This is a genomic window from Janthinobacterium sp. JF4 (assembly GCF_059617925.1).
The window spans coordinates 122491-146641 of the sequence record NZ_JCAQAV010000003.1 but is presented as its reverse complement, the minus strand read 5'-3'; the positions used below and the strand labels follow the sequence as shown (position 1 = coordinate 146641).

Sequence of the window (24151 nt, the reverse complement as noted above, 5' to 3'; positions counted from 1 at the left end):
GACCACTCCTGTCGCTCAAGACTTGGGCGGAACTACCTCACTCGATTCCTCTCCCCGCTGCGCCGGCGCCCTGAACCATTCACCGGGCGGCACCACCTGCGACTCTTTCGGGTCATCGATGTAGTGCGGCGAGGTAATCTGCACGTCGAATTCGTTGAAGACGTCGATGATGTTCTGGTGCAAGCGGTTCAGCACTTCGGCGCGCTGGCGGGGGACTTCGGCGCTGGCGTAGGCAACGAGGCGGTATTGCACGTAGTAATCCTGCAGGGCCAGCTGCATCACGTACGGTTTTGGCGAAGTGGACAGTTCCGGCGTGCGCGAGGCCGCCAGTTCCAGCATGGCGTGCACTTGCCGCCATGGCGTGGCGTAGCCGATGGTGACGGTGGAGTCGAGCACGAAGCCGCCGCCGGGCTGGGCGCGCGAGTAATTCTTCGTCGTTTGCGACATGACCCAGGCGTTCGGCAAGGCGACCTCTTCGCCCAGGCCCGTGCGCAAGCGCGTCTCGAACATGCCCACGTCGACCACCGTGCCCTCGCTGTCGCCCACACGCACATATTCGCCCTTGCGCAGGGCCCGCGTGTACATCAGGATCAGGCCGCTGGCGCCCTGGCCCACGATGCTCGACGCGCCGATCGACACCATCAGGCCCACCAGCACGGACAGGCCCTGGAAGGCGGCCGTGTGCGAGCCAGGCAGATACGGGTACGCCATGGCCAGCGCGAACAGCCAGATCACCACGCTGGCGATGCGGCGCGTGGGCAGGGCCGTATCCTTGTCGAGCCAGCCGATCTGCAGTTCGCCGCTTTCCACGCGCTTGAACAGCGAGGCGGCCGTGGCGGCGATCAGGCGCGCGATGGCGAAGATGACGCACACCAGCACCAGCCCCGGCAAGGCGCCGATGATGGCGTGGAAGACGTCAGCCGCCACATCGAACAGGTAGCCGCTCAGACTTTCGCCCCAGGAACGCGTGTAGGGCAGGCGGCCCAGCACGAAGGCGGCCCACAGATACGTGGCCATCAGGCGCAAGCCCCACAGCACGGCGCTCAGCAGTTGATACGCGAAGGCGATGTAGTGCTCGGCATCGAGCACGCGCACATTCTTCAGGCGCACGTCGCGCAGGCGCGAGGCCAGCAGGATGCCGCTGCGGCGCTTGGCCCAGCGATACAGGCGCGTCAAGCCCATCCACACCAGCCAGAACACGAGGGTGGCGGCCGCGCATACGGCAGCGGCGATCGCCAGGTAACGCCAGCTGCTCTGCTCGCGATAGTCAAACACAGCCTTGCTCAGCTCGCCTGCCGCCGTTTTCGCCACGCTTTCCGTCGTGTCGCCGGCCAGCTGGTTGACGTCGCCGGGCACGACGACGAACAGTTGCACGCCATCGAGCAGTACTTGCGTGCCCTCGGGAATCATGCGCGTGCTTGCCTGCAAGGGACCGTTTTTCGCCAGCACGCCTTCCAGGCGGCGCTGCGCGCCGATGGCCCGCTCATCGGGCGGATAGCCGGCCAGCGCGGCGCGAAAGACAAACACCTTGCGGTTGGCAAACATCAGCGGCGCCGTCCTGGCCGCCGCAGCCTGTGACGGCGTCACGGCGGATGCGGCCTCCGCCACGAGCGCGGGCACGCCATCGTCCGCATGGGCTGCGGGCAACAAAAACATGGTCAACAGGCACAACAAGCGGAGCAACGCGGACATGGCAGAAATGAAAGAGTGACAGGGAGTAGCCATCATGCCATGTAATTCTGGAAACTCAAGCGCCGCAGCTAGCGTTCAGCTCGCATCATGAAAAATGATGCCCAGCGTGTGGCGCAAGCCCGAACGCAGGCGCGACACGCCATGGCGCATGTTCACGCGGTAGCTGCCGCGCGTCCCGTTCACGGGGCGCTGCGCGACGGGAAAGAGGACGGCATCGCCCTGCGCCAGCGGCACGACCTCGGCGCGCGACTGCATGCGCGGGCGCTGTTCCGTCAGCACGAACTCGCCGCCCGTGAAATCCTCGTGCGGGCGCGACAACAATACGGCCAGCTGCAGCGGGAACACGTGCTCGCCATACAGGTCCTGGTGCAGGCAGTTGTAATCGCCCTCGCGGTAGCGCAGCAGCAAGGGCGTGGGCCGCATCTGCCCCGCCGCATGGCAGCGCGCGAGGAAATCGGCGTGGCTGGACGGAAAGCGGCGATCGACACCCATGCTGGCGTGCCAGCGGTTGGCAATCACCGCCAGCGGCCCGTACAGCTGTTCGCGCAGCGTGGCCACGAGATCAGGCAAGGGATAGGCGAAATACTGGTACTCGCCTTGCCCAAAACCATGACGCTGCATCACCACACGGCTGCGAAAGCGCGACGCGTCGTCATACTGCGCCGCCAGCGCGGCGCAGGTGTCAGTATCGAGCAAGTCCGGCACGACGGCGCAACCGCTTTGATTCAGATCATCCTCGATCTGGCGCCAGTCCAGCGCCTTCACCGTTCGCCCTCGCGTTCCAGCAGCGCCTGCTTGCGTTCCACGCCCCAGCGGTAGCCCGACAGCGCGCCATCGTTGCGCACCACCCGGTGGCAGGGAATGGCGACGGCCAGCGCATTGGCCGCGCAGGCGCCCGCCACGGCCCGCGCGCCTTGCGGGGCGCCGATGCGGCGGGCCAGCTCGGCATAGCTGACCGTGCTGCCGGCGGGAATTTCGCGCAAGGCTTGCCACACGCGCTGCTGGAAGACCGTGCCGCGCACGTCGAGCGGCAAGTCCAGGCCGATAGCGGGCGCTTCGACCAGGCCGACGACTTGCGCCACCGTCTGTTCATAGTCAGGCTCGGCGCCGCGCAGCTCGGCGCGGGGAAAACGGTCCTGCAAGTCGCGCAGCAGCACTTCCGGGTCGTCATCGATCAAGATCGCGCAGATGCCCTTGTCCGTGCTGGCCACGAGAATGGCGCCCAGCGAGCAGGCGCCGATGGCGAAACGGATCACGGCGCCGCTGCCGCCAGCGCGAAACGCGCCCGGCGTCATGCCCAGCAAGCCCGGCGTGGCGGCATACAGGCGGCCGCTGGAATTGAAACCGGCCGCGTACAAGGTCTCGGTGACGTTCGCTGCGCCCTGCAAGCCGGCCTTCAGGCGCTCGCCGCGCCGCGCCGCCGCATAGGCTTTCGGCGTGATACCCGTGTGCGCCTTGAAGACGCGGTGAAAGTGAAAGCGGCTCATGCCGGCGGCCTGTGCAAGGCTGTCCAGGTCAGGCAGCTCGTCGCTGGCGTCGATCAGGCGGCAGATGTCGGCCACGATGGCCGCCTGGCGCTGGGCCAGCGGCGGCAAGTTGGGTTTGCAGCGCAGGCAGGGACGAAAGCCGGCCGCCTCCGCCTGCTCGCAACTGGCGTGAAAGGCCACGTTGCGGCGCAAGGCGGGGCGCGCCGCGCAGGATGGCCGGCAATACACGCCCGTCGTGCGCACCGAGTAGTAAAAAACGCCGTCGGCATCGGGCGCGCGCCGCTGCAGGGCATCCCAGCGTTCATCGTCAGTCAGATAAGCGTGTTCCATGGCAAACTCCGTACAGGTCAATAATCAGTCGCCAGCATAGCCAGCGCGCATGCGCGCCACACTCCGACGCTTGCTTTTGAATTCAAAAAAGGCTGGCGGCAGGCAGCGTGCTCGGTGCTAAAATCGGCCATCGCGCCTCCAGCCGGCGGCGCGCCCTGCCCGCGCCCCGGAGAAACCGCATTGGACGACCACAATACCCAGGAAAATACGCCCATTTTCCAGCGCATCAAGGATTTTCTGCTGGCCGGCATCGCCGCCGGACGCTGGAAGGAAGGCGACGTGATTCCCTCCGAGCAAGCCCTGGTCAAACAATTCGGCGTCTCGCGCATGACGGTCAACCGCGCCGTGCGCGAACTGACCAGCGAGCAGGTGCTGACGCGGCGCCAGGGTTCAGGCACCTATGTGGCGCAGCAAAAATACCAGGCGACCTTGTTGGAAATCAAGAGTATCGCCGATGAAGTGCGGGCGCGCGGACATATCCACCGCAGCAGCTTGCAATTACTGGAGCGCACCAAGGCCTCCGACTTGCTGGCCAAGCAATTCGGATTGCCGCCGGAACACCCGCTGTTCCATTCGCTGATCGTGCATTTTGAAAACGGCGTGCCGATCCAGGTGGAAGACCGCTGGGTCAATCCCGAATGCGCGCCCGACTACATGACGCAGGATTTTTCCAGCATCACGCCAAACGAATACCTGATGGCCGCCGCGCCCCTGCAAGGCGCCACCTACAGCATCGAAGCGCTGTCGGCGCCGCGCGACATCGCCGAAATGCTGGCCATCGACACCAAACAGCCTTGCCTGGTGCTGCGCCGCCAGACGCGTTCGGGCGGCAAGATCGCCTCAATCGCCACCATGTGGCACCCCGGACACCGCTATCAGTTCGCGGGAAGTTTTTCCTAAGGTTAGACATCGCGATTCCGTAGCACGATTTCGCGCCAACTTTCTCACGAATTCTCACCAAATCGCGAAAAAAACAGCCATTTCGGGGTGAAAAAAATCCCGTTTTGGCCGTTTCTGAACTTAACTACTCCGAGTAAATATTCGATGCTATAGTTGCCGCCAGAAAGCGCCGCAGGCGTTTGTTTGAGCGCCAATCATGTACTGCCAGCCTAGTCCAATCACGCCCCAGAAAGGGATGCATTTGTCGTATTGCAGCCACACGAGTTTCGGCGCACCACGCCCTCGGCGCCCTGCGCTGCGCCGGCTCGCTCGTACGATGCTGGCGGCAGGCATGGCGTTTTCGCTGCCGGTGCAGGCGGCGGCCCCCGGCATGGCGCCGGCACTGCTGTGGCCGTATGCTGCCGCCAGTGCCACCGCCCTGGCGGGACTGGCTTGCTGGCAAGCCTGGCGCTTGCGCCAGCAGTTGCGCCATCCGCCCCAGCCGGCGCGAGCCCAGGCTGAACAGGATGCCGTGCAAGCCTTGCGCGGCGCCACCATGGCCGGCTGGACCTGGCGGTGCCAGTCCGACCGGCTGCAGTTCGCGCCCCAGTACCAGGACGTCTTGGGCGACAAGAATGCCAAACTCGAACATGCGCTGGCCGACTGGCTGGCCGAAGTCCACCGCGATGACCGCGCGCGCCTGAATCTGGCATTTCGCCAGCACCTGGATGGCCAGGCACCCGGTACCTTCAATTGCGAATTCCGTTTGCGCCACAGCGACGGCCACTGGCGCTGGCTGCTGGCGCGCGGCGCCGTCCTGTCGCGCGCCTCGGATGGCGCCGCCACGCAGGCCAGCGGCATCGTCTGCGATATCAGCGAGCGCAAGCAGGACGAGCAATCGCGCATGCGCTCGATGCTGGAGGCGGCGCCCGAAGCCATGCTGGTGGCCGACGTCGAGGGCAAGGTGCATTACGCCAACCAGATCGGCGCGCGCTGCTTCGGCTATCCGTTGGCCGAATTGACGGGCATGTCGCTGGAGCAATTGGTGCCGGAAAGCACGACCAGTCACTCCGTGAGCGACCCGCAAGGGCGGCACAGCTTGCCGGGCCGGGTGATGATGGCGCGCCGCCGCGACGGCACGCATTTCCCCGCCAAGGTCAGCCTGTCGCCGCTGCGCATGGCCGGCCAGGTGTTTTCCATCGTCTCGCTGCGCGACATGACGCAGCGGCAACGCGCCGAGGAAGCCCTGCACGCCAGTTCGGAACGCTACCGCCTGATCGTGCAGACGGCCGCCGAAGGCATCTGGATGACGGATGCGCACGGCAAGACCACGTTCGTCAACCCGAAGATGGCGCACATGCTGGGCTACACGGTGCAGGAAATGCTGGGCCGCCCCCTGCTCGACTTCATGGACCGCGACAGCCAGCTGCTGATGCAGCGCCGCCTGGCCAGCCACGGCAGTCAGGCCAGCCAGCCGGACCAGGTCGATTTCCGCTTCTTCCGCAAGGATCAGTCCAGCCTGTGGGGCTTGCTGTCGAGCACCAGCATCCAGTCGGACAACGGCGAGCCGGGCGGCACGCTGGCGATGATTACCGACATCACCGAGCGGCGCCAGGCATCGATCGCACTGTCGAACTCGAGCCAGCGCATGGCCTCCGTCTTCGGCGCCGTGACAAACGGCCTGGTGGTGCAGGACAGCCACGGCCACATCCTGGAAAGCAATGCGGCCGCCGAACGCATGCTGGCGGCCAGTCCGGCCGGCAACAGTTTGTGGCAAGCCATCCGCGAAGACGGTTCCGCCTTCGACCAGCGCAGCCATCCCGTGCACATCACCCTGTCCACGGGTGTCGCCATGCGCGACGTGCTGATGGGGGTGCAGCAGCCCGACGGCAGCCTGTCGTGGCTGTCCGTAAATACCGAGGCCATCCGCGATGAGTACGGCAAGGTGGGCATGGTGGTGGCCAGCCTGACGGACATCACATATCACAAGCGCAGCGAGAGCGCCTTGCGCGAACTCAATGAACATCTGGAAGAGCGCGTGGCACAGCGCACGGAGCAGCTGGACCAGGCCAAGCAAGTGGCCGAGGAAGCGAGCCTGGCGAAGGGCCAATTCCTGGCCAACATGAGCCATGAAATCCGCACGCCGATGAATGGCGTGATCGGCATGGCGTATCTGGCCCTCAAAACGGACCTGGAACCGCGCCAGCGCGATTACCTGGAAAAAATCCGCTTTGCCGGAGAACACTTGCTGGGCATCATCGACGATATCCTCGACATCTCGAAAATCGAGGCGGGCAAGCTGGAAATCGAGCGCGTCAACTTCAGTTTCGACCACGTCGTGCAAACCCTGATGACGGTGGTGGCGCCGCGCGCCGCCGGCAAGAACCTGGAGTTGCTGTTCGAGATCGACCCGCAATTGCCCGCCGTGCTCGTGGGCGACCCGCTGCGCCTGGGGCAAGTGCTGATCAACTACGCCAATAACGCCATCAAGTTCAGCGAACAGGGCAGCATTACCGTGAAAGTGCGCAGGGTGGTGGCGGACGCGAAACACTGCCTGGTGCGCTTTGAAGTGTGCGACCACGGCATCGGCCTGTCGCAGGATGAAATGAGTAAACTCTTTCAGTCCTTCCAGCAAGCCGATACCTCCACCACGCGCGAATATGGCGGCACGGGCCTGGGCCTGGCCATCTGCAAGCAGCTGGCGCAGCTGATGGGCGGCGACGTGGGCGTCGACAGCCGTCCCGGCGCCGGCAGCACCTTCTGGTTCACGGCCAACCTGGGCATTTCCGACCAGGCGGCGCCCGCCATGCTCGACAGCCTGGTGCAGACGGCGGCGGCCATGCGCGCCAACGCCGACGCGGCCCTGGTGATGCGCACGCTCAAGCATGCGCGCATCCTGCTGGTGGAAGACAATACGTTCAACCAGCAAGTGGCGCTGGAATTGCTGGAAGAAGCGGGTGCCTCCGTCTGTCTGGCCAACAATGGCGAAGAGGCGCTCGACCTGCTGCGCCAGACCCAGTTCGACTGCGTGCTGATGGACGTGCAGATGCCGCTGATGGATGGCTTGCAAGCGACGCGCCACATCCGCGCCGACCCGCAGCTGGCGCACCTGCGCGTGCTGGCCATGACGGCCACGGCCACCAGCGAAGACCGCGTGCGCTGCCTGGAGGCGGGCATGGACGATTTCATTTCCAAGCCCATCCAGCCGGCCATGATGTACCAGACCATCGCCAGCTGGCTGCCGGCGCACGAAACGCCGCCGCCACCGGCGCGCAGCCGCGCCGCGCCCGTCTTCAAGACCACCTTGGCGGGCGACCCGCAAGTGATCGACCTGTCCATCCTGGCCAAGTTGCTGGGCTACAACCCGGAGAAGGTGCGCAAATTCGCCTTCAAGTTCCTGCAGACGACGCAGGATGGCTTTGGCGACATCGACGCGGCCCTGGCGCGCGGCGACGTGCACCAGGTGCGCGAACTGGGGCACCGCATCAAGTCGTCGGCGCGCACCGTGGGCGCCCTGGGACTGGCCGAACTGTGCCACAACCTGGAAACCCTGGCGCCGGGCGAACCGGCCGACGAGGCGGAGCGGGCACGGCGCATCGTCACGCGCCTGTGGCCCCTGCTGGAACAGATTACCGAACAAATCATGAATAACACCAGCTTTGCCAATGACGATTAGCCATCGCCAAATTGGGTTGCGGCAAGGTATCGGCATCGACAGCGATGCATATCAACAGAAAGACATGACGATGAACACTGTATCAAACCAAGCAAGCCAGGAAAACAACGAAGCAGGCCTGACGCCATTGCGCGTGCTGCTGCTGGACGACGACGTCTTCATGCTCGACGTGCTCAGCGACATGCTCGAGCAAATGGGCCCGTTCGACATCCGCTGCGAGTCGCACAGCGAACAGGCGCTGGCCACCCTGAAGCAGCACCAGCCCGATCTGCTGATCTGCGACCTGTCCATGCCCGACATCGACGGCATCGAATTCCTGCGCATGGCGGCTGACAATGGCTTCCGCGGCGGCGTGGTCCTGCTGTCGGGCCTGCATTCGGCCGTGCGCCTGGCGGCCGAACGCCTGGCCGTGGCGAATGGCCTGCATATATTGGGCACCTTCCGCAAGCCGATGGAAAGCGCGGAATTGCAGCTCATGGTGAACTTGCAACTGCAGCACACGGCGCGTCTGGCCAGCGCCCAAGCCTGATCGCACAGGCCGGCCGAAAGGGCAGGCACGGCGCTGCGGGCCAGCAGGCATGCGGCTTTGCCGCCCTGCCGGCACACGCGGGGACGATATGCCTCAAGTTTTTCTGCAATAATCGCCACGCTTTGAAAAAATGGGTTATTATTTCAGCCATCCCCGCCTGCATACCTCTGGTCGCACCTTCCAAGAACATTGAAGTCGTGCCCATTGCCCCCATCTGCTAGCTGCACTCCAGGAAGCATGGATGGCGAACCAGCGTATGGTTAATTCCAGGCATTATTGATCCCACCCTCATTTGAGGAAAATATGAGCGAAAATATCAAACACATTAGCGATGCATCTTTTGAAGCAGACGTCCTGAAGTCCGAGTTGCCAGTACTGGTCGACTTCTGGGCAGAATGGTGCGGTCCCTGCAAGGCCATCGCCCCGATCCTGGAAGAAGTGGCCAAGGAATACGCCGGCCGCATCCAGATCGCCAAGATGGACGTGGACGCCAATCAGGCAGTGCCTGCCAAGTTCGGCATCCGCGGCATCCCGACCCTGATCCTGTTCAAGGATGGTGTCGCAGCTGCTCAAAAAGTGGGCGCCATGGCCAAGGGCCAGTTGACCGCTTTCGTCGACAGCAACATTTAATGTATGATGGGCAGCGCTGCGCCCGCAGCGCCGCCTGACTGGAACGACCGGGAAGCGCCTTTGCCTCATTCGTGCACAGCCTTCCCCAATAATTAATCAACGCCACGCAGTCCCCTCCCCTACCTTTACATCCCGTCTCGGGACACTCAACACATATGCATTTATCCGAACTAAAGGCCTTACACGTATCCGCCCTGCTTGAGATGGCGATCGGTCTTGACATTGACAACGCAGCCCGCTTGCGCAAACAGGAGCTGATGTTCGCTATCCTGAAAAAACGCGCCAAGTCCGGCGAACAGATTTTTGGCGACGGCGCCCTGGAAGTGCTGCCTGACGGCTTCGGCTTCCTGCGCTCGCCCGACGCCAGCTACATGGCGTCCACCGATGACATTTACATCTCCCCTTCGCAAATCCGCCGCTTCAATCTGCACACCGGCGATTCGATCGAGGGCGAGGTACGGACCCCGAAAGATGGCGAACGCTATTTCGCATTGGTCAAAGTCGACAAGGTCAACGGCGAATCGCCGGAGATGTCGAAACACCGCATCCTGTTTGAAAACCTGACGCCGCTGCACCCGAACGAGCCGCTGCGCCTGGAACGTGAAATGAATGGCCAGGAAAACATCACCGGCCGCATCATCGACCTGATCGCCCCGATCGGCAAAGGCCAGCGCGGCTTGCTGGTGGCATCGCCGAAATCCGGCAAATCCGTGATCCTGCAGCACATCGCCCATGCGATCACGGCAAATCATCCGGACATCACCCTGATCGTGCTGCTGATCGACGAACGTCCGGAAGAAGTTACCGAAATGCAACGTTCGGTACGCGGCGAAGTCGTCGCCTCGACCTTCGACGAACCGGCCACGCGCCACGTGCAAGTGGCCGAGATGGTGCTGGAAAAAGCCAAGCGCCTGGTCGAAATGAAAAAAGACGTGGTGATCCTGCTCGACTCGATCACCCGCCTGGCGCGCGCCTACAACACCGTCATCCCTGCTTCCGGTAAGGTGCTGACCGGTGGTGTCGACGCGAACGCGCTGCAACGTCCAAAACGCTTCTTCGGCGCCGCGCGCAATATCGAAGAAGGCGGCTCGCTGACCATCATCGCCACGGCACTGATCGAAACGGGTTCGCGCATGGATGACGTGATCTTTGAAGAATTCAAGGGTACCGGCAACATGGAAGTGCATCTGGAACGCCGTTTGGCCGAAAAACGCGTCTACCCGGCCATCAACCTGAACAAATCGGGTACCCGCCGCGAAGAATTGCTGATCAAGCCGAACGAGCTGCAAAAAATCTGGATCCTGCGCAAGTTGCTGTACTCGATGGACGAGATCGAGGCGATGGAGTTCATTCTGGACAAGATGAAAGCAACGAAGAACAACGCCGAGTTCTTCGACATGATGCGCCGGGGAGGATGATTTCCGGGGTCAGACCCGACGGGTCTGACCCCAGCCCTCCACTGATCATCCCGCGAAAGCCGCTCATCGAGCGGCTTTTTTATTGCCGTCCGCCCGAAAGCGCTATATAATCGACGGTTGCATTATTTTAAACCCTGGCAAGTGATCGGCAATCGGGTCAAGAAGCTGGACGACCGACGAAGTGCTGTTTGGCTACCAAACTAGAGAGAAGACCATGAAAGTCGATACCCATCCAGAATACCGCGAAGTTGTTTTCCACGATCTGTCGTGCGATTTCAAATTCGTTACCCGCTCGACCATCCAAACCCGCGAAAAAATCACCCACGACGGTAAAGAATACCCACTGGTGAAGATCGAGGTTTCGGCTGAATCGCACCCATTCTTCACGGGCAAGCACAAAATCGTCGATACCGCTGGTCGCGTCGAGAAGTTCCGTCAGAAGTTCGGTTCGGTTGGTTCGAAAACCGCAGTCGCAGCAGGCTAATTTTTGCCGCATTGCGGCAAAAAAGGGCAGCTTCGGCTACCAGAGAAAAGGCAGCCACGGCTGCCTTTTTTGTCTTTGGCCGCTTTACTTTATACTCGCGCATACCCGACGCCATTCGTCGCGTCTTGCCACTATTCTGATACCGATTATCGATGAAGCCAGTCCGCCTTCCCGCCGCTGCCACACTCGCGCTGCCACGATGGGCCTTGTTTGCGCTCGGCCTGCTGTACATCCTGCCTGGCCTGATCGGCCGCGAACCGTGGAAGAACGATGACGCCGCCAGTTTCGGCATCATGTGGACCATGGCGCATGGCGGCCTGAACGACTGGCTGTGGCCCAACGTGGCCGGCCTGTCGCTGCCCGATGAAGGCCCGCTGGCCTTCTGGCTGGGCGCCATTTTCATCAAGCTGTTCGGCTGGATCGACGGCGACGTCTTTGGCGCGCGCATGTCGACCATCGGCATCTTCGTCGTCAGCACCCTGTCCGTCTGGTACACCGCCTTCAACCTGGGCCGCCGCAACGACGCCCAGCCCCTGCGCCTGGCCTTCGGCGGCCAACCCGAGCCGGACGATTTCGGCCGCACCCTGGCCGATGCCGCCGTGCTCATCTACCTGGGCTGCCTGGGCCTGCTGCAGCACAGCCACGACATTACGGCCGAAGCGCTGTACGTGTCCCTGATGGCCTATCTGCTGTACCGCGCCGTGCGCTACGTGGAAGGCCCGTCCGTGCGCAATGCGGCCCTGCTGGGCCTGGCGCTGGGCGGCCTGACCCTCGCGCGCGGCTGGATCACGCCGGCGGCGCTGAGCATCGCCCTGCTGCTGTGCACCGTCTTCCTGCGCCTGCCGCTGCTGCGCAGCGTGCGCCACCTGGCGCTGGCCATCCTGATCGGCGCCGCGCTGACCCTCGTCTGGCTGCTGCCGGGCGAATGGCTGCAACCGTATGGCCATTCGCCGCTGCAAGCGTGGATGGAGTGGAATTGCCGCCAGTTCAGCGCCCCGAGCCTGAAAAGCGTGCAATACTTCTTGCGTGTCGGCATCTGGTTCTTCTGGCCCGCGTGGCCTTTCGCCGCCTGGGCCGTGTATGCCTGGCGCCGCCAGCACCACGTGCTGCACATCGTCGTGCCGCTGACCTTTGTGGCCATGCTGGCCATCCTGGGCCTGTGCCATCCCGATCCCGACCCGAGCCAGTTGCTGCCGCTGCTGCCGCCGCTGGCCGTGATGGCCGCGTTTGGCTTGCTGACCATGAAACGGGGCGCCATCAACGCCATCGACTGGTTCTCCGTGATGGTGCTGACCATCTGCGCCCTCGCGCTGTGGCTGTTCTGGTTCGCCATCTTGACGGGCTGGCCGCCAAAACTGGCGCATAACGCCCTGAAACTCATGCCTGGCTTCAAACCCGAACTGGACTTGCTGGCCTTTTTCGTGGCCGCCTGCGCCAGCGCCGGCTGGGTGGCGCTGGTGCACTGGCGCATCTCGCGCCAGCCGGCCGTGCTGTGGCGCGCCGTGGTGCTGTCGTCTGGCGGCCTGATCCTGATCTGGGTGCTGATCATGACCTTGTTCCTGCCGCCGCTGAACTACAGCAAGAGCTACGCCAGCGTGGCGCACCAGATTTCCGTCCACCTGCCGCCAGGCAGCAAGTGCATCAACAGCAACGTCGGCGCCGCCCAGCGCGCCTCGTTCGCCTACTTCGGCCACCTGCCGTTTGCCAGCGTGGGCCAGCAGCAGTGCGATGTGTTTTTGTTGCAAGACAGCATCAAGGTTCCCGACAGCAAGGAACAACTGCCCGAGCACCACGGCGCGGACTGGATCAAGCTGTGGGAGGGGCGCCGTCCCACGGATGACGTGGAACGTTTCCGCCTGTACCAGCGCGTCAGGTAAGCAGCAAAAAACCGGGCCAGCCCCGGTTTTTTATGTCTGCAAAACAATTACTGTCGACAGGAAAAGTGTTGCTTTAAAATATAGTTAATTACCTAAATTGAACTAAAATTGTTTTTTAGATTATAATGTTGCCTTGCGCGATGGCGGTGTCTTGCTTTCCCGCCCGATTCGTCCCCCAATTCACCATGAGATTGTCCATGAAATCATTTGCTACACGTACCCTGCCGCTCATCAGCGCCGCCCTGTTCGCCTTCTCCTTCAGCGCCTCGGCCCAGGCAACCGTGATCGACCTCGGCGTCGCCAACGGTTATTCCGCCTTCATCTTCGGCAACATCGGCAGCAGCGGCAGCAGCGGCTTCACCAGCGTCGGTGGCAGCATTGCCGCTGGCGGTAATATCTACCTGGACAACTACAACGTAGGCACGAACAAAAAGCCGGGCAGCGCGGCCAACGCGATCGTTGCTGGCGGTAACCTGAACACGGGCTGGGGCACCATCGGTGGTTCCTCCGTGTATGGCGTCAGCAATCCCAACGCCACGCTGACAGCCCCACAATGGTTCCCAACCGGCAACATCAGCAAGGGCAATGCTTCCACCCTGGACTTTGCGGCTGCCCAGCAACAGCTGACGACCCTATCGGGCGACGTTGCCAAGCTGCAATCGAACGGCACCGTGATCTCGCAATCGGGTAACATGACCCTGGTAGGCAATGTCAACGCCGATGTCAATATTTTCAACATTGACGCGTCGAACCTGCATAACCTGACCCTGGACCTGTCGTCGCTGAAAAGCACGGCCAGCATCATCATCAACGGCACGGCCACGAACATCACCATGAGCGGCGGCTTCGACAATTTCGCCAGCTTCGCCAACCGCACGCTGTTCAACTTCGCCAACGCCACCACCACCAGCCTGAACAACGTCGGCATCAACGGCAGCATCCTGGCGCCGAATGCCGCGTTCTCGGGTTCGGGCGACATGAATGGCACCCTGATTGCCAATTCGGTCAGCTCGATCAATTATGGCCATGTCGCGATGAACGGCTCCGGCTTCAACACGGTGAGCGTGTCGGCCGTGCCGGAACCAGGCACCTACGCCATGCTGCTGGCCGGCCTGGGCTTGCTGGCATTCATGCGCCGCCGCACGCCAGCGCGCGCACCGCAAGCCGCGGTGGCCTGAACTTTACGCTGAATCAATAAAAAACACCGGGCCGCGCGAGCGTCCCGGTGTTTTTTTATGTGTCCGCAAAAAAAGCTTATTCCGCGCTCAGGCCCAGATCCGTCGCCACCTGCTGGCGCAATAAATACTTCTGAATCTTGCCCGTCACCGTCATGGGGAATTCCTCGACGAAACGCACATAGCGGGGAATCTTGTAATACGCGATCTGCCCATCGCAAAAGGCGCGGATGTCGTCGCTGGTGGCCTGCGTGCCCGGACGCAGGATGATGCAGGCGCACAACTCTTCGCCATACTTGGCGTCCGGCACGCCCACGCATTGCACGTCGAGCACGCTCGGGTGGCGGTACAGGAATTCCTCCACTTCGCGCGGGTAGATGTTTTCGCCGCCACGGATCACCATATCCTTCGAGCGGCCAACGATGCTGCAAAAGCCGTTGTCGTCGATCACGGCCAGGTCGCCCGTGTGCATCCAGCGCGCCGCGTCGATGGCCTCCGCTGTTTTTTCCGGGTCGCCCCAGTAGCCCTGCATCACGGAATAGCCGCGCGTGAGCAATTCGCCCTTTTCGCCGCGCGGCACGATGCGCCCTTCCGCGTCGATGATTTTCACTTCCAGGTGCGGGTGGACGCGGCCGATGGACGACACGCGCATTTCGCGCGGGTCCTCGATGGCCGTCTGGAAGCTGACGGGCGACGTTTCCGTCATGCCATACGCGATCGTGATTTCCGCCATGTGCATCAGCTCGATGACCCGCGTCATGACTTCCATCGGGCACGGCGAACCGGCCATGATGCCGGTGCGTAAGTTCGACAGGTCGTATTGCTTGAAGTCAGGATGATCGAGAATGGCGATGAACATCGTCGGCACGCCATGCAAGCCCGTGCAGCGCTCGGCCTGCACGGTGTCCAGCACGGCTTTCGGGTCGAAGCCTTCGCCGGGAAACACCATGGCCGCGCCATGCGTGACGCAGGCCAGGTTGCCCAGCACCATGCCAAAGCAGTGGTACAGGGGCACGGGGATGCACAAGCGGTCCTGCTCGGTCAGGCGCATGGCCTCGCCAATGAAGAAACCGTTATTCAGGATATTGTGGTGCGTCAAGGTGGCGCCTTTCGGCGCGCCCGTCGTGCCGGACGTGAACTGAATGTTGACGGCGTCGTCAAACTGCAAGGTAGCGCTCACTTCTTCCAGGTGCGCCAGGTCGGCGTCGGCAATGCCTTCCATCAGGGCGTCGAAGTTGTGCATGCCGGGCGTGGCGGCCGCGCCCAGGCGGATGACGTGGCGCAATTGCGGCAGGCGCGGCGACTGCAGGGCGCCGGCGCGCGAACGGGCAATTTCCGGCACCACGTCCTGCACGATGGCCAGATAGTCGCTGGACTTGAAGCTGGGCGACAGGATCAGCGCGCTGCATTGCACCTTGTCGAGCACGTATTCGAGTTCCGAGCGCCGGTAGGCGGGGTTGATGTTGACCATGATCAAGCCGGCTTTCGCCGTGGCGAACTGGGTCAGCACCCATTCGGCGCAATTTTGCGACCAGATGCCGACCCGGTCGCCCGGCTGCAAGCCCAGCTTCAGCAAGCCGGCGGCCAGGCGGTGCACGCGCTGCTGGAATTCCCGATATGTCCAGCGCACGTTCTGGTGCGCCACGATCAGGGCGTCGTGCTGGCCGTAGCGGGCGGCGATGCCGTCGAGGTAAGCGCCTATCGTTTCGCCGATCAACGGCGTGGCGTGGGCGCCGTGTACATAACTGATTGCTTGCATGCTGTCTCCGGGGTGGGTGGCGCGGCGCGCTCTTGTTATCGTCTTCGATGCAGAAAATTATAGCCGCAACCGCCCCCGCCCTGCGCAGCTTGCTGTAATGTGCAGGCCAGCACACCAGACACTCACGGCACCATGACAGGCAACATGCAGCACCCGCCCGAACAGGGCTTCATCCTGACCCGCCACTGGCGCGACACGCCCGCCGGCACGGAAGTCGATTTCTGGCTGGCAACGGACGCCGGCCCCCGCCACGTGCGCCTGCCCGTGCAGACGGCCGTCGCCTTCCTTCCCATGGAGCAGCAGGAGCAGGCGCAACAGCTGCTGCGCGCCGAGCGCCATGCGGAGCTGCGGCCCCTGTCGCTGTGCGATTTTCACCACCGTCCCGTGCTGGGGCTGTACTGCAAGCAATACCGGCACTTGCTGAAGCTGGAAAAGCAGTTGCGCGCGCAGGGCGTCGACGTCTACGAAGCCGACATCCGCCCGCCCGAGCGCTACCTGATGGAGCGTTTCATCACGGCGCCGGTAACATTCAGCGGGGAAACACTGCAGGAAGTGCAGCTGAAACCTTCGCCCGGCTACCGCCCCACATTAAAACTGGTGTCGCTCGATATCGAAACGACGGCGCATGGCGAGCTGTATTCGCTGGCCCTGGAAGGCTGCGGCCAGCGCCAGGTATACATGCTGGGACCGCCAAACGGCGGCGATGACGTCCTGGACTTCGAACTCGAGTACTGCGACAGCCGCGCACAGATCCTCGAGCGCCTGAACGCGTGGATGGCGCGCCACGATCCGGACGCCATCATCGGCTGGAACCTGGTGCAGTTCGACTTGCGCGTGCTCAAGCAACATGCGGAGCGCTATCAAATTCCCCTGCGGCTGGGACGCGGTGGCGCCGTGATGGAGTGGCGCGAACATGGCGGCAAGCAGGAACACTATTTTGCCGCTGCCGCGGGACGGCTGATCATTGACGGCATCGAAGCATTAAAATCGGCGACGTGGAATTTCTCCTCGTTCAGCCTGGAAAACGTGGCGCAAACGCTGCTGGGCGAAGGCAAGTCCATCGATAACCCCTACCAGCGCATGGCCGAGATCGACCGCCGTTTCCACGAAGACAAGCCGGCGCTGGCCCGCTACAACCTCAAGGATTGCGAACTGGTCACGCGCATCTTCGCCAAGACCGAGCTGCTGACTTTTCTGTTGGAACGGGCCAGCGTGACGGGCCTGGCGGCCGACCGCAGCGGCGGCTCCGTGGCCGCCTTCGAGCACCTGTACTTGCCGCTGATGCACCGGCAAGGCTATGTGGCACCGAACCTGGGCGACGTGTCGGGCGACAACAGCCCCGGTGGCTTCGTCATGGATTCCCAGTCGGGCCTGTACGATTCCGTGCTGGTGCTCGACTACAAAAGCCTGTACCCGTCCATCATCCGCACCTTCCTGATCGACCCCGTGGGCCTGGTGGTGGGCACCAGTGGCGATGAGGCCGATACCGTGCCCGGTTACCGGGGCGCGCAGTTTTCACGCCTCAAACATTGCCTGCCCGCCATCGTGGAACAGGTGTGGCAGGGGCGCGAGACGGCCAAGCGCGAGCGCAATGCGCCCCTGTCGCAAGCGCTCAAAATCATCATGAACGCGTTCTATGGCGTGCTGGGGTCCAGCGGCTGCCGCTTTTTCGACCCGCGCCTGGCTTCGTCGATCACCCTGCGTGGCCACGACATCATGCACCGCACGCGCGAACTGATCACCGGGCAGGGGTATCAGGTGATCTATGGCGACACGGATTCCACCTTCGTGTGGCTGAAAACGGCGCATAGCGATGAAGAGGCGGGCAAGATCGGCCGCGCCCTGGTGACGCATGTGAACGCCTGGTGGGATGCGTATCTGCGCGACGAGTTCGGCCTGGAAAATGCGCTGGAGCTGGAATTCGAGACGCATTACCGGCGTTTCCTGATGCCCACCATCCGCGGCTCGGAAGAAGGCAGCAAGAAGCGCTATGCGGGCCTGGTGGGCAAGCCCGACGGCAGCGAACAGATGGTCTACAAGGGACTGGAAACCGTGCGCAGCGACTGGACGCCGCTGGCGCAGCAATTCCAGCAAGCCTTGTACCTGCGCATCTTCCAGCGCGCCGCCTACCAGGACTACGTGCGCGACTACGTGGCGCGCACGGTGCGCGGCGAATTCGACGCCTTGCTGGTCTACCGCAAGCGCTTGCGCCGTCCGCTCGACGATTACCAGCGCAACGTGCCGCCCCACGTGCGCGCGGCGCGCACGGCCGACGCCTACAACCTGGCGCAAGGCCGGCCACTGCAATACCAGAACGGCGGATGGATCAGTTATGTCATTACGGTGGCCGGGCCGGAGCCGCTGGAAACGCAGCGCTCGCCCATCGACTACCACCACTACCTGACGCGCCAGCTGCAGCCGGTGGCCGACGCGATACTGCCGTTTCTGGGCGACGATTTTTCCCGCCTCGTGTCGGGCCAGCAAAACCTGTTCTGACATGATTCTGCTTACCTGCGCGGCCAAGCTGAGGTAATATCGGCGCCTGCCGAGCCAGTCCGCAGGCGCTGTGCGCCGCGGCAGCGTAAAATACGCCATGGCGAAAGAATAAGAGCTGCACGCAGAAGAAGATGCCATTCCAGACGAGAATCATTCGCAACAGAATTTTCCACTCTGAAATAGCGCATAATTTACAACTATGTTGAACCAGCGGGCAGTAGCATCTGCCCTGCTAATTTTTGAATGAATTGACACCATGACCGAGATCACGTCCTTAAGAGACATCCCGCAAAAAAATATCTTCCGCAAGGGCGACACCTTTGTACTGTTCGGCGAGCTGTTCGGCCGCGGCTATGTGAATGGCTTGCTGGACGAAGCGCGCAAGGCGGGCATGAATATCGTCGGCATGACGGTCGGCCGCCGCGATGAAAACATGGCGCTACGTCCGCTGAACGCGGAAGAGCTGGCCGAAGCGGAAGCCAACCTGGGCGGCCGCATCATCAATGTGCCGCTGATGGCCGGTTTCGACCTCGATGCGCCAGCCGGCGAACCGACGCCGACGGCCCTGCTGGCCGACATGACCCTGAAAAGCTGGCAGGAAGACAAGCTGGACTGGGCGCAGATCGAACGCTGCCGCGAAGCCGGCATCGCCCGCTTCAGCGCGTCCGTGGCGAAAGCCATGGCCGAGCTGGACAGCCTGATTCCTGACGGCAGCAACGTGTATTTCGCCCACACCATGGCTGGCGGCATTCCGAAAGTCAAAGTCTTCCTGGCGATTGCCAACCGCATCTATAAAGGCCGCGGCGAGCGCTTCATGTCCTCGCGCGCCCTGCTCGACAGCGACCTGGGTAAATTGATCCTGATGAACTTCGACGAAGTCACGGCCAATACCCTGCAGCACCTGATCGATGGCAGCGCCGCCATCCGCGCCCGCATCGAGCAGACGGGCGGCCAGGTGCGCTACAGCGCCTACGGCTACCACGGCACCGAGATCTTGATCGACGGCAAATACCAGTGGCAAACGTATAGCAACTACACGCAGGGCCTGGCGAAGATGCGCCTGGAAAACGTGGCCAAGGCCGCGTGGGACAAAGGCATCAAGGCCACCGTCTTCAACTGCCCGGAAATCCGCACGAACTCGTCCGACATTTTCGTCGGCGTGGAACTGTCGCTGTTCCCGCTGCTCGACGCGCTGAAAAAAGAAGGCGGCGGCGCCTGGGCCGAAGAGCAATGGAAAATCTGCCAGGGCTTGCTGGAAGACGGCGTCTCGCTGCAAGACTTGCTCGACCGTATCGCCGCCTACAACGGCGACGCCACCAGCGTGCAGTTCCGCAACTTCGCCGCCTGGCCGATGGACAACACGCCGGAACTGGCCGACGTCATGATCGGCACCTCGGACGACATCACCAAGCTGCACAAGGACCGCAAGGAACTGATCACCGACCACCTGAGTTCCTTGGTCCTGGAAGGCACGGGCCCGCTGATGTTCCACGCCATGTCGGAACCGCAAGCGCCCGTCGTCTGGCTCAACCACGACATCATCGCGCGGCAGCTGAACTCGGTTCACAACTGAGCCTGATGTAGCGCAAATCACCGACGGCCCGGCTCATCCCCGGGCCGTCGGCGTTTCCGGCGCCGCGTGACGTATCCCTTACGCGCGCACGATGGACACGCCGCCATCGGCCAGCAGCGCCGTGCCGGTGGTGAAACTCGATGCCTCGGAAGCCAGGTACAGCGCCGAGCGGGCGATCTCGTCCGGCGTGGCCAGGCGTTTCAAGGCATGCAAGCCCGCCACGAAGGCCAGCGCCTCGGGCGTACTGGCCACTTGCCGCCCTATCGGCGTATCTGTCCCTCCTGGCAACAAGGCATTCACGCGGATGCCCGCCGCGCCATACTCGGCCGCCAGGGCCTTCGTCAAGCCGATCACGCCCGCCTTGCTGGCCGCATAAGCGGCCATGCCGGACATGCCCAGCGTATGGCCGACGAAGGTCGAGGTAAAAATCAGCGAGCCGCCGCCGCGCGCCACCATGGCAGGCAGCTGGTACTTGGCCGCCAGGAAGGCACTCGTGAGATTGGTATCGACCGCCGCCCGCCAGTCCTCCAGGGCAAGCTCCGGCGTGGGGCCCATGGGCCCCAGGGTGCCCGCATTATTGAAGGCGATATCGAGGCCGCCAAAGCGTTGCAGCGCCAGCGCCACGGCCTCTTGCGCGCACGCAGCATCGCCCACGTCGCCGGCGCAGGCGACGGCTTGCGCGCCGCCGTCCGCCAGCTGCGCCACCAGCGCATCGAGTTCCTTCCGCCTGCGCGCCACCAGCACCAGCCGCGCGCCATGGCGGGCGAACAGCCGCGCCGCCGCATGCCCGATACCCGAGCTGGCGCCCGTGATGATGGCGACCTTGTTTTCCAGTTGCAACATTTGATTCCCCTTCAAGTGGTTGAAAGGGAAAAGATAGGCCGGCAAGCCAGGCGCGGCACTCCGCTTCTTGCGCCGGAATCGGCGTATTCAAAGATTCTCAACGCTGCTGCAAAACACACGCAAAGCATAAAACTTGCCAGATTGTGACAAATCAGTGATAATGCGTCTCGCGTTGCCGGGATGGCGGAATAGGTAGACGCACGGGACTCAAAATCCCGCGCTGGAAACAGCGTGCCGGTTCGATTCCGGCTCCCGGCACCACAGAATACTTAGTTGTATCCGATTAAACCCGCCCATCGCCAGATGCTGCGGGTTTTTTATATTGGCGCCCCACCTACCCACTTCGTATCAATAGTGCTGAAACGCACGCAATTGCGTTTGCAGCCATCCGCCTATCCAAACGGCCGCACGCCAAACAGCACGCCGTGCAGCCAGAACGCCAGCAGCAGCCACAACACGCAACCCGCGACGATGGCAAGCAGGGTGCCTGCCATGGTGCCGCCCGGGTAGGCCATGCCGGCCGCGCGGTCGCGCTGCACGGCGGAATACAGATCCACTGACGACCAGACGAGAAAGCCGCCGAACAGCAGCACGTCGGCCATGTTGCCGTTGGCCAGCAGATGCGCGACGGCCCACAGTTGCGTGCCCAGCAGCATGGGGTGGTGCACCAGGGTCTTGATGCGGTTGCGCGGCACATTGGCTGCCGCCAATAAAATCAGCGAGAACAGCATCAGCAGGGCGCTGGCGTGGCGCAAGCCCATGGGCGGCGTCCACAGCACCTGCGGCTGCTGGCGCGCCAGGGCGTAGCCCCAGATGATCAGGCCCAGCCCGGCGAACGCCACGAGCGAATACAGCCCCTTCCAGCGTTTTTCGCCCAGGCGCGCCAGCTGGGCGCTGCGCCAGCCGTCGGCGACGATGCGCACCGAATGCAATCCCAGGAACAGCAGCAAACCGAGTATCAGCACCGTCATCGTCTTCTCCCGCAATCAATACCAGCTATCGAGCCTACGCGACACCGTGAGCGGCGCCGTGCGCGCAGATCAACGTTCTTCGCGATAGTAATCGCAGCCCTCGAACGTGGTGCGCAGCGCCTGCTGCAGCTGGGCGTAGCGCTCGGGCGTCAGGTTGAAACGCACGTCGATCTGGCCGTCGTCGTCCATCTGCATGGCGGCCTCGGCATCCATCTGCACGGACAAACGGTTCGGATGCAAAATCACGGCGTGCATGTGGCCGTACCAGGCGAACTCCTGGCCGCCATATTCGATGTACGGCTCGTCCATGCCCATGGCCACGTCCTGCTCGTCATACTCGTCGGCGCGCTGCAGCATCAGGTAGACGGGCTCGCCTTTGCCGGCGGGTGCGGCCAGGGTGGTGATCAGGGCGTCGTCTTCATTGATAACGGACAACTCGGTGGCGGTAAATCCTGCGGACATGGCGTGCTTTCAACAAATAGGGGGATGGCGCCACCATAGCGCAAAAGCGCTGCGGGCAACATAGCGCGCGGCGAAAAAAACGCGCCGTCACGAAAATCCATCGCCGCCTATAATTACCGCTCCAAACTATTTCCACAGGAGACAGCCTTGACCGCAACATCGCCCTACACCATCCGCCTGGCCATTCCCGCCATCGCCACCTACCAGCACCTGCGCGTCGCCGCCGGCATGAGCGCGAAAACCGCGGAAGCGGCGGCCAAGGGCTTGCCGAATTCCCTGTTTGCCGTGCAAGTGCTGCTGGGCGACGAGGTGGTGGGCATGGGCCGTATCATCGGCGATGGCGGCTGCTTCTTCCAGGTCACCGATATCGCCGTGCTGCCGGCCCATCAGGGCAAGGGCCTGGGCAAGCGCATCATGCGCGAGATCATGCAATTCATCGAGACGGAAGTGCCGCCAAGCGCGTATGTCAGCCTGATCGCCGATGGCCAGGCGCAAGAGCTGTATGCGCAATTCGGTTTCAAGCATACGGCGCCCGTCTCCGTCGGCATGGCGCTGGTACGCTAGTGCCTGCCTGGCTGGCTGCCAGCATGGCGCTGCTGCTGAGCGCCGCCGCCTGGCGCGCCGAGCGCCTGCTGCAGCGGCGCGGGCGCACGACGCGCTGGCTGTGGCTGGCGGCCATCGCCGCGTCCGCCATCGTGCCCCTGGCATGGCTGCCCGGCGTGCTGGCGGCCATGCCGGCGGAACAGGCGCAGCTGAAACTGGGCTGGCTTGTGCTATCGAGCGGCATGTTGCTGCTGCTGGCGCTGCGCAGCGTCTGGCTGCTGTCGCACCAGCGCCGCTGGCAAAAAACCACCTTGCTGGGTACGCCCGTGTACTTGAGCGGCGGCATCGGCCCCTGCGTGGCGGGACTGCTGCGGCCGCGCATCGTGATGCCCGTCTGGCTGCAACTGATTCCGCCCCGGCAGCAGGCACTGCTGCTGGCGCACGCGCAATGCCGGCTGGCCGCGCGCGACCCGCTGCTGCTGGCGCTGGCGTACGCCTTGATCGTGCTGATGCCCTTGAATTTACCGCTGTGGTGGCAGTTGCACCGGCTGCGCTTTGCCATCGAAGTCGATTGCGACGCGCGCATGCTGGCCCGCGGCCACGCGCTGCGCGACTATGCCACCGTCCTGCGCCGGCACGGCCAGTATTATTCGGGGCTGACGGGCGCCTCGCCCATCGTGCTGAACGACCCGCACGCACTGCGCCGGCGCCGCCATCTGATGGCCAGATTTACGCGGAACCAGGCGGCGAACTTGCTATAGTAGCGACAACGCCGCGCGGCGCGCCCGCGACCCCGCCTCCCCCCTTCGAAATCAGAGAGATACCATGCTTTACCTGCTTGCCATCGTGATCGTCATCGCCCTGCTGTATTACGTCTTCAGCGGCCGCACGCCCGCCCAGCCGCTGCACAAGCCGCTCATGTCCGTGCGCCAGTACGTGCCGGCGATCCCTGCCGGCGCACCCGCGCACCACTGGAACGATGCGGGGCGCTTTGCGTCGGAAGTGGAAAACGAATCGATGTACCAACCCGCCATCGCCAAACTGGCCGGCGAGCACGGTTCCGGCAACGCGGAAGAAAAATGCCTGGCCCTGCTCGTCTGCGACGACGCCAACCCGTTCCAGGACAAGGCCATCGCCGTCTTCATCGATGGCCAGCTGGTGGGCTACCTGTCGCACAACGACGCCCTGCGCCTGCACCGCAACCTGGGCCGCATGGACCTGGTGGGCCAGCTGACCTCGTGCGACGCCGTCATCCGTGGCGGCGGACTGTGGAACGGCAAGCGCCTGTCGTATGCCGTGTGGCTCGACTTGCAGCCCTACAACTAAA

Annotated in this window: 20 protein-coding genes and 1 tRNA gene; 14 read left to right on the top strand and 7 right to left on the bottom strand. The window is 63.2% G+C overall.

From position 1 onward, the window contains the following. Nucleotides 1-15: 15 nt before the first annotated feature. The 3 genes from AC54AF_RS04360 to ada all read right to left on the bottom strand — a co-directional run bounded on the left by AC54AF_RS04360 (nucleotide 16) and on the right by ada (nucleotide 3509). A complete protein-coding gene (locus AC54AF_RS04360) occupies nucleotides 16-1692 on the bottom strand; it encodes a mechanosensitive ion channel family protein (protein WP_496635535.1) in 1677 nt (558 codons plus the stop codon). Nucleotides 1693-1767: 75 nt separating this feature from the next. Continuing rightward, nucleotides 1768-2457 carry a 2OG-Fe(II) oxygenase gene (locus tag AC54AF_RS04355; RefSeq protein WP_496635534.1) on the bottom strand — a complete coding sequence of 230 codons (690 nt, stop codon included), beginning with the start codon at nucleotides 2455-2457 and terminating at the stop codon, nucleotides 1768-1770. Then, nucleotides 2454-3509, bottom strand: a complete 1056-nt coding sequence (gene ada / locus AC54AF_RS04350; RefSeq protein WP_496635533.1) for a bifunctional DNA-binding transcriptional regulator/O6-methylguanine-DNA methyltransferase Ada — start codon at nucleotides 3507-3509, stop codon at nucleotides 2454-2456. Before ada ends, AC54AF_RS04355 begins: the two co-directional genes overlap by 4 nt. A gap of 180 nt (nucleotides 3510-3689) precedes the next feature. On the opposite strand from ada, the gene hutC reads away from it, so the two are divergent. The 8 genes from hutC (at nucleotide 3690) to AC54AF_RS04310 (ending at nucleotide 14180) form a co-directional block, all read left to right on the top strand. Next, on the top strand, nucleotides 3690-4409 hold the full coding sequence (hutC, locus tag AC54AF_RS04345) for a histidine utilization transcriptional repressor HutC (protein WP_070254615.1): 720 nt from the start codon (nucleotides 3690-3692) through the stop codon (nucleotides 4407-4409). A 331-nt stretch (nucleotides 4410-4740) separates the two neighbouring features. Beyond that, complete coding sequence (locus AC54AF_RS04340) at nucleotides 4741-8064, top strand: PAS domain-containing hybrid sensor histidine kinase/response regulator (RefSeq protein WP_496635532.1); 3324 nt, start codon at nucleotides 4741-4743, stop codon at nucleotides 8062-8064. 70 nt (nucleotides 8065-8134) lie between these two features. Next, on the top strand, nucleotides 8135-8593 hold the full coding sequence (locus AC54AF_RS04335; RefSeq protein WP_496635531.1) for a response regulator: 459 nt from the start codon (nucleotides 8135-8137) through the stop codon (nucleotides 8591-8593). A 303-nt stretch (nucleotides 8594-8896) separates the two neighbouring features. Next, complete coding sequence (gene trxA / locus AC54AF_RS04330; protein ID WP_034780502.1) at nucleotides 8897-9223, top strand: thioredoxin TrxA; 327 nt, start codon at nucleotides 8897-8899, stop codon at nucleotides 9221-9223. Between the two features lie 155 nt (nucleotides 9224-9378). After that, complete coding sequence (rho, locus tag AC54AF_RS04325; RefSeq protein WP_034746249.1) at nucleotides 9379-10641, top strand: transcription termination factor Rho; 1263 nt, start codon at nucleotides 9379-9381, stop codon at nucleotides 10639-10641. Between the two features lie 214 nt (nucleotides 10642-10855). Next, complete coding sequence (locus AC54AF_RS04320) at nucleotides 10856-11125, top strand: type B 50S ribosomal protein L31 (protein WP_034746247.1); 270 nt, start codon at nucleotides 10856-10858, stop codon at nucleotides 11123-11125. A gap of 152 nt (nucleotides 11126-11277) precedes the next feature. Further along, nucleotides 11278-13002, top strand: coding sequence for an ArnT family glycosyltransferase (locus AC54AF_RS04315; RefSeq protein ID WP_496635530.1), 1725 nt, complete (start codon nucleotides 11278-11280; stop codon nucleotides 13000-13002). Nucleotides 13003-13199: 197 nt separating this feature from the next. Then, on the top strand, nucleotides 13200-14180 hold the full coding sequence (locus AC54AF_RS04310) for a choice-of-anchor A family protein (RefSeq protein ID WP_496635529.1): 981 nt from the start codon (nucleotides 13200-13202) through the stop codon (nucleotides 14178-14180). Nucleotides 14181-14256: 76 nt separating this feature from the next. Here the strand turns inward: AC54AF_RS04310 and AC54AF_RS04305 are convergent, their stop codons facing one another. After that, nucleotides 14257-15936 carry an AMP-binding protein gene (locus tag AC54AF_RS04305; protein WP_496635528.1) on the bottom strand — a complete coding sequence of 560 codons (1680 nt, stop codon included), beginning with the start codon at nucleotides 15934-15936 and terminating at the stop codon, nucleotides 14257-14259. Between the two features lie 144 nt (nucleotides 15937-16080). Between AC54AF_RS04305 and AC54AF_RS04300 the strand changes: the two genes are divergently transcribed. Beyond that, nucleotides 16081-18432: a DNA polymerase II gene (locus AC54AF_RS04300; protein ID WP_496635527.1), complete on the top strand. Its 2352-nt coding sequence runs from the start codon at nucleotides 16081-16083 to the stop codon at nucleotides 18430-18432. Between the two features lie 256 nt (nucleotides 18433-18688). Further along, on the top strand, nucleotides 18689-20005 hold the full coding sequence (locus AC54AF_RS04295; RefSeq protein WP_131685645.1) for an enoyl ACP reductase FabMG family protein: 1317 nt from the start codon (nucleotides 18689-18691) through the stop codon (nucleotides 20003-20005). Between the two features lie 78 nt (nucleotides 20006-20083). On the opposite strand, the gene AC54AF_RS04290 is transcribed toward AC54AF_RS04295, so the two are convergent. Then, the gene (locus AC54AF_RS04290) at nucleotides 20084-20848 is read right to left on the bottom strand and encodes an SDR family oxidoreductase (RefSeq protein WP_496635526.1); all 765 of its coding nucleotides are present in this window, start codon (nucleotides 20846-20848) and stop codon (nucleotides 20084-20086) included. Nucleotides 20849-21022: 174 nt separating this feature from the next. Between AC54AF_RS04290 and AC54AF_RS04285 the strand changes: the two genes are divergently transcribed. Further along, nucleotides 21023-21109 (top strand) — tRNA-Leu (locus tag AC54AF_RS04285). 131 nt (nucleotides 21110-21240) lie between these two features. On the opposite strand, the gene AC54AF_RS04280 is transcribed toward AC54AF_RS04285, so the two are convergent. Both AC54AF_RS04280 and AC54AF_RS04275 read right to left on the bottom strand, forming a co-directional pair. Further along, nucleotides 21241-21819 (bottom strand): NnrU family protein, encoded by a 579-nt coding sequence (locus AC54AF_RS04280; protein WP_496635525.1) that lies wholly within the window; start codon nucleotides 21817-21819, stop codon nucleotides 21241-21243. A 69-nt stretch (nucleotides 21820-21888) separates the two neighbouring features. Then, on the bottom strand, nucleotides 21889-22281 hold the full coding sequence (locus AC54AF_RS04275) for an Imm10 family immunity protein (RefSeq protein WP_077408640.1): 393 nt from the start codon (nucleotides 22279-22281) through the stop codon (nucleotides 21889-21891). A gap of 147 nt (nucleotides 22282-22428) precedes the next feature. Between AC54AF_RS04275 and AC54AF_RS04270 the strand changes: the two genes are divergently transcribed. The 3 genes from AC54AF_RS04270 (at nucleotide 22429) to AC54AF_RS04260 (ending at nucleotide 24150) form a co-directional block, all read left to right on the top strand. Beyond that, entirely contained in the window at nucleotides 22429-22845 is a 417-nt protein-coding gene (locus AC54AF_RS04270; protein ID WP_496635524.1) for a GNAT family N-acetyltransferase, read from the top strand. Then, the gene (locus AC54AF_RS04265; RefSeq protein WP_496635523.1) at nucleotides 22845-23585 is read left to right on the top strand and encodes a M56 family metallopeptidase; all 741 of its coding nucleotides are present in this window, start codon (nucleotides 22845-22847) and stop codon (nucleotides 23583-23585) included. The genes AC54AF_RS04270 and AC54AF_RS04265 overlap by 1 nt, the downstream gene beginning before the upstream one ends. A 64-nt stretch (nucleotides 23586-23649) precedes the next feature. Beyond that, nucleotides 23650-24150, top strand: a complete 501-nt coding sequence (locus AC54AF_RS04260) for a hypothetical protein (protein WP_496635522.1) — start codon at nucleotides 23650-23652, stop codon at nucleotides 24148-24150. The last annotated feature ends 1 nt before the right edge of the window (nucleotide 24151 follow it).

Coding starts and splice junctions, on each gene's coding strand:
- AC54AF_RS04275 (WP_077408640.1), bottom strand. CDS start 22,281: ATGTCCGCAGGATTTACCGCCACCGAGTTGTCCGTTATCAATGAAGAC.
- AC54AF_RS04340 (WP_496635532.1), top strand. CDS start 4,741: ATGGCGTTTTCGCTGCCGGTGCAGGCGGCGGCCCCCGGCATGGCGCCG.
- AC54AF_RS04360 (WP_496635535.1), bottom strand. CDS start 1,692: ATGTCCGCGTTGCTCCGCTTGTTGTGCCTGTTGACCATGTTTTTGTTG.
- AC54AF_RS04260 (WP_496635522.1), top strand. CDS start 23,650: ATGCTTTACCTGCTTGCCATCGTGATCGTCATCGCCCTGCTGTATTAC.
- ada (WP_496635533.1), bottom strand. CDS start 3,509: ATGGAACACGCTTATCTGACTGACGATGAACGCTGGGATGCCCTGCAG.
- trxA (WP_034780502.1), top strand. CDS start 8,897: ATGAGCGAAAATATCAAACACATTAGCGATGCATCTTTTGAAGCAGAC.
- AC54AF_RS04300 (WP_496635527.1), top strand. CDS start 16,081: ATGCAGCACCCGCCCGAACAGGGCTTCATCCTGACCCGCCACTGGCGC.
- AC54AF_RS04295 (WP_131685645.1), top strand. CDS start 18,689: ATGACCGAGATCACGTCCTTAAGAGACATCCCGCAAAAAAATATCTTC.
- rho (WP_034746249.1), top strand. CDS start 9,379: ATGCATTTATCCGAACTAAAGGCCTTACACGTATCCGCCCTGCTTGAG.
- AC54AF_RS04280 (WP_496635525.1), bottom strand. CDS start 21,819: ATGACGGTGCTGATACTCGGTTTGCTGCTGTTCCTGGGATTGCATTCG.
- AC54AF_RS04290 (WP_496635526.1), bottom strand. CDS start 20,848: ATGTTGCAACTGGAAAACAAGGTCGCCATCATCACGGGCGCCAGCTCG.
- AC54AF_RS04305 (WP_496635528.1), bottom strand. CDS start 15,936: ATGCAAGCAATCAGTTATGTACACGGCGCCCACGCCACGCCGTTGATC.
- AC54AF_RS04335 (WP_496635531.1), top strand. CDS start 8,135: ATGAACACTGTATCAAACCAAGCAAGCCAGGAAAACAACGAAGCAGGC.
- AC54AF_RS04320 (WP_034746247.1), top strand. CDS start 10,856: ATGAAAGTCGATACCCATCCAGAATACCGCGAAGTTGTTTTCCACGAT.
- AC54AF_RS04315 (WP_496635530.1), top strand. CDS start 11,278: ATGAAGCCAGTCCGCCTTCCCGCCGCTGCCACACTCGCGCTGCCACGA.
- AC54AF_RS04310 (WP_496635529.1), top strand. CDS start 13,200: ATGAAATCATTTGCTACACGTACCCTGCCGCTCATCAGCGCCGCCCTG.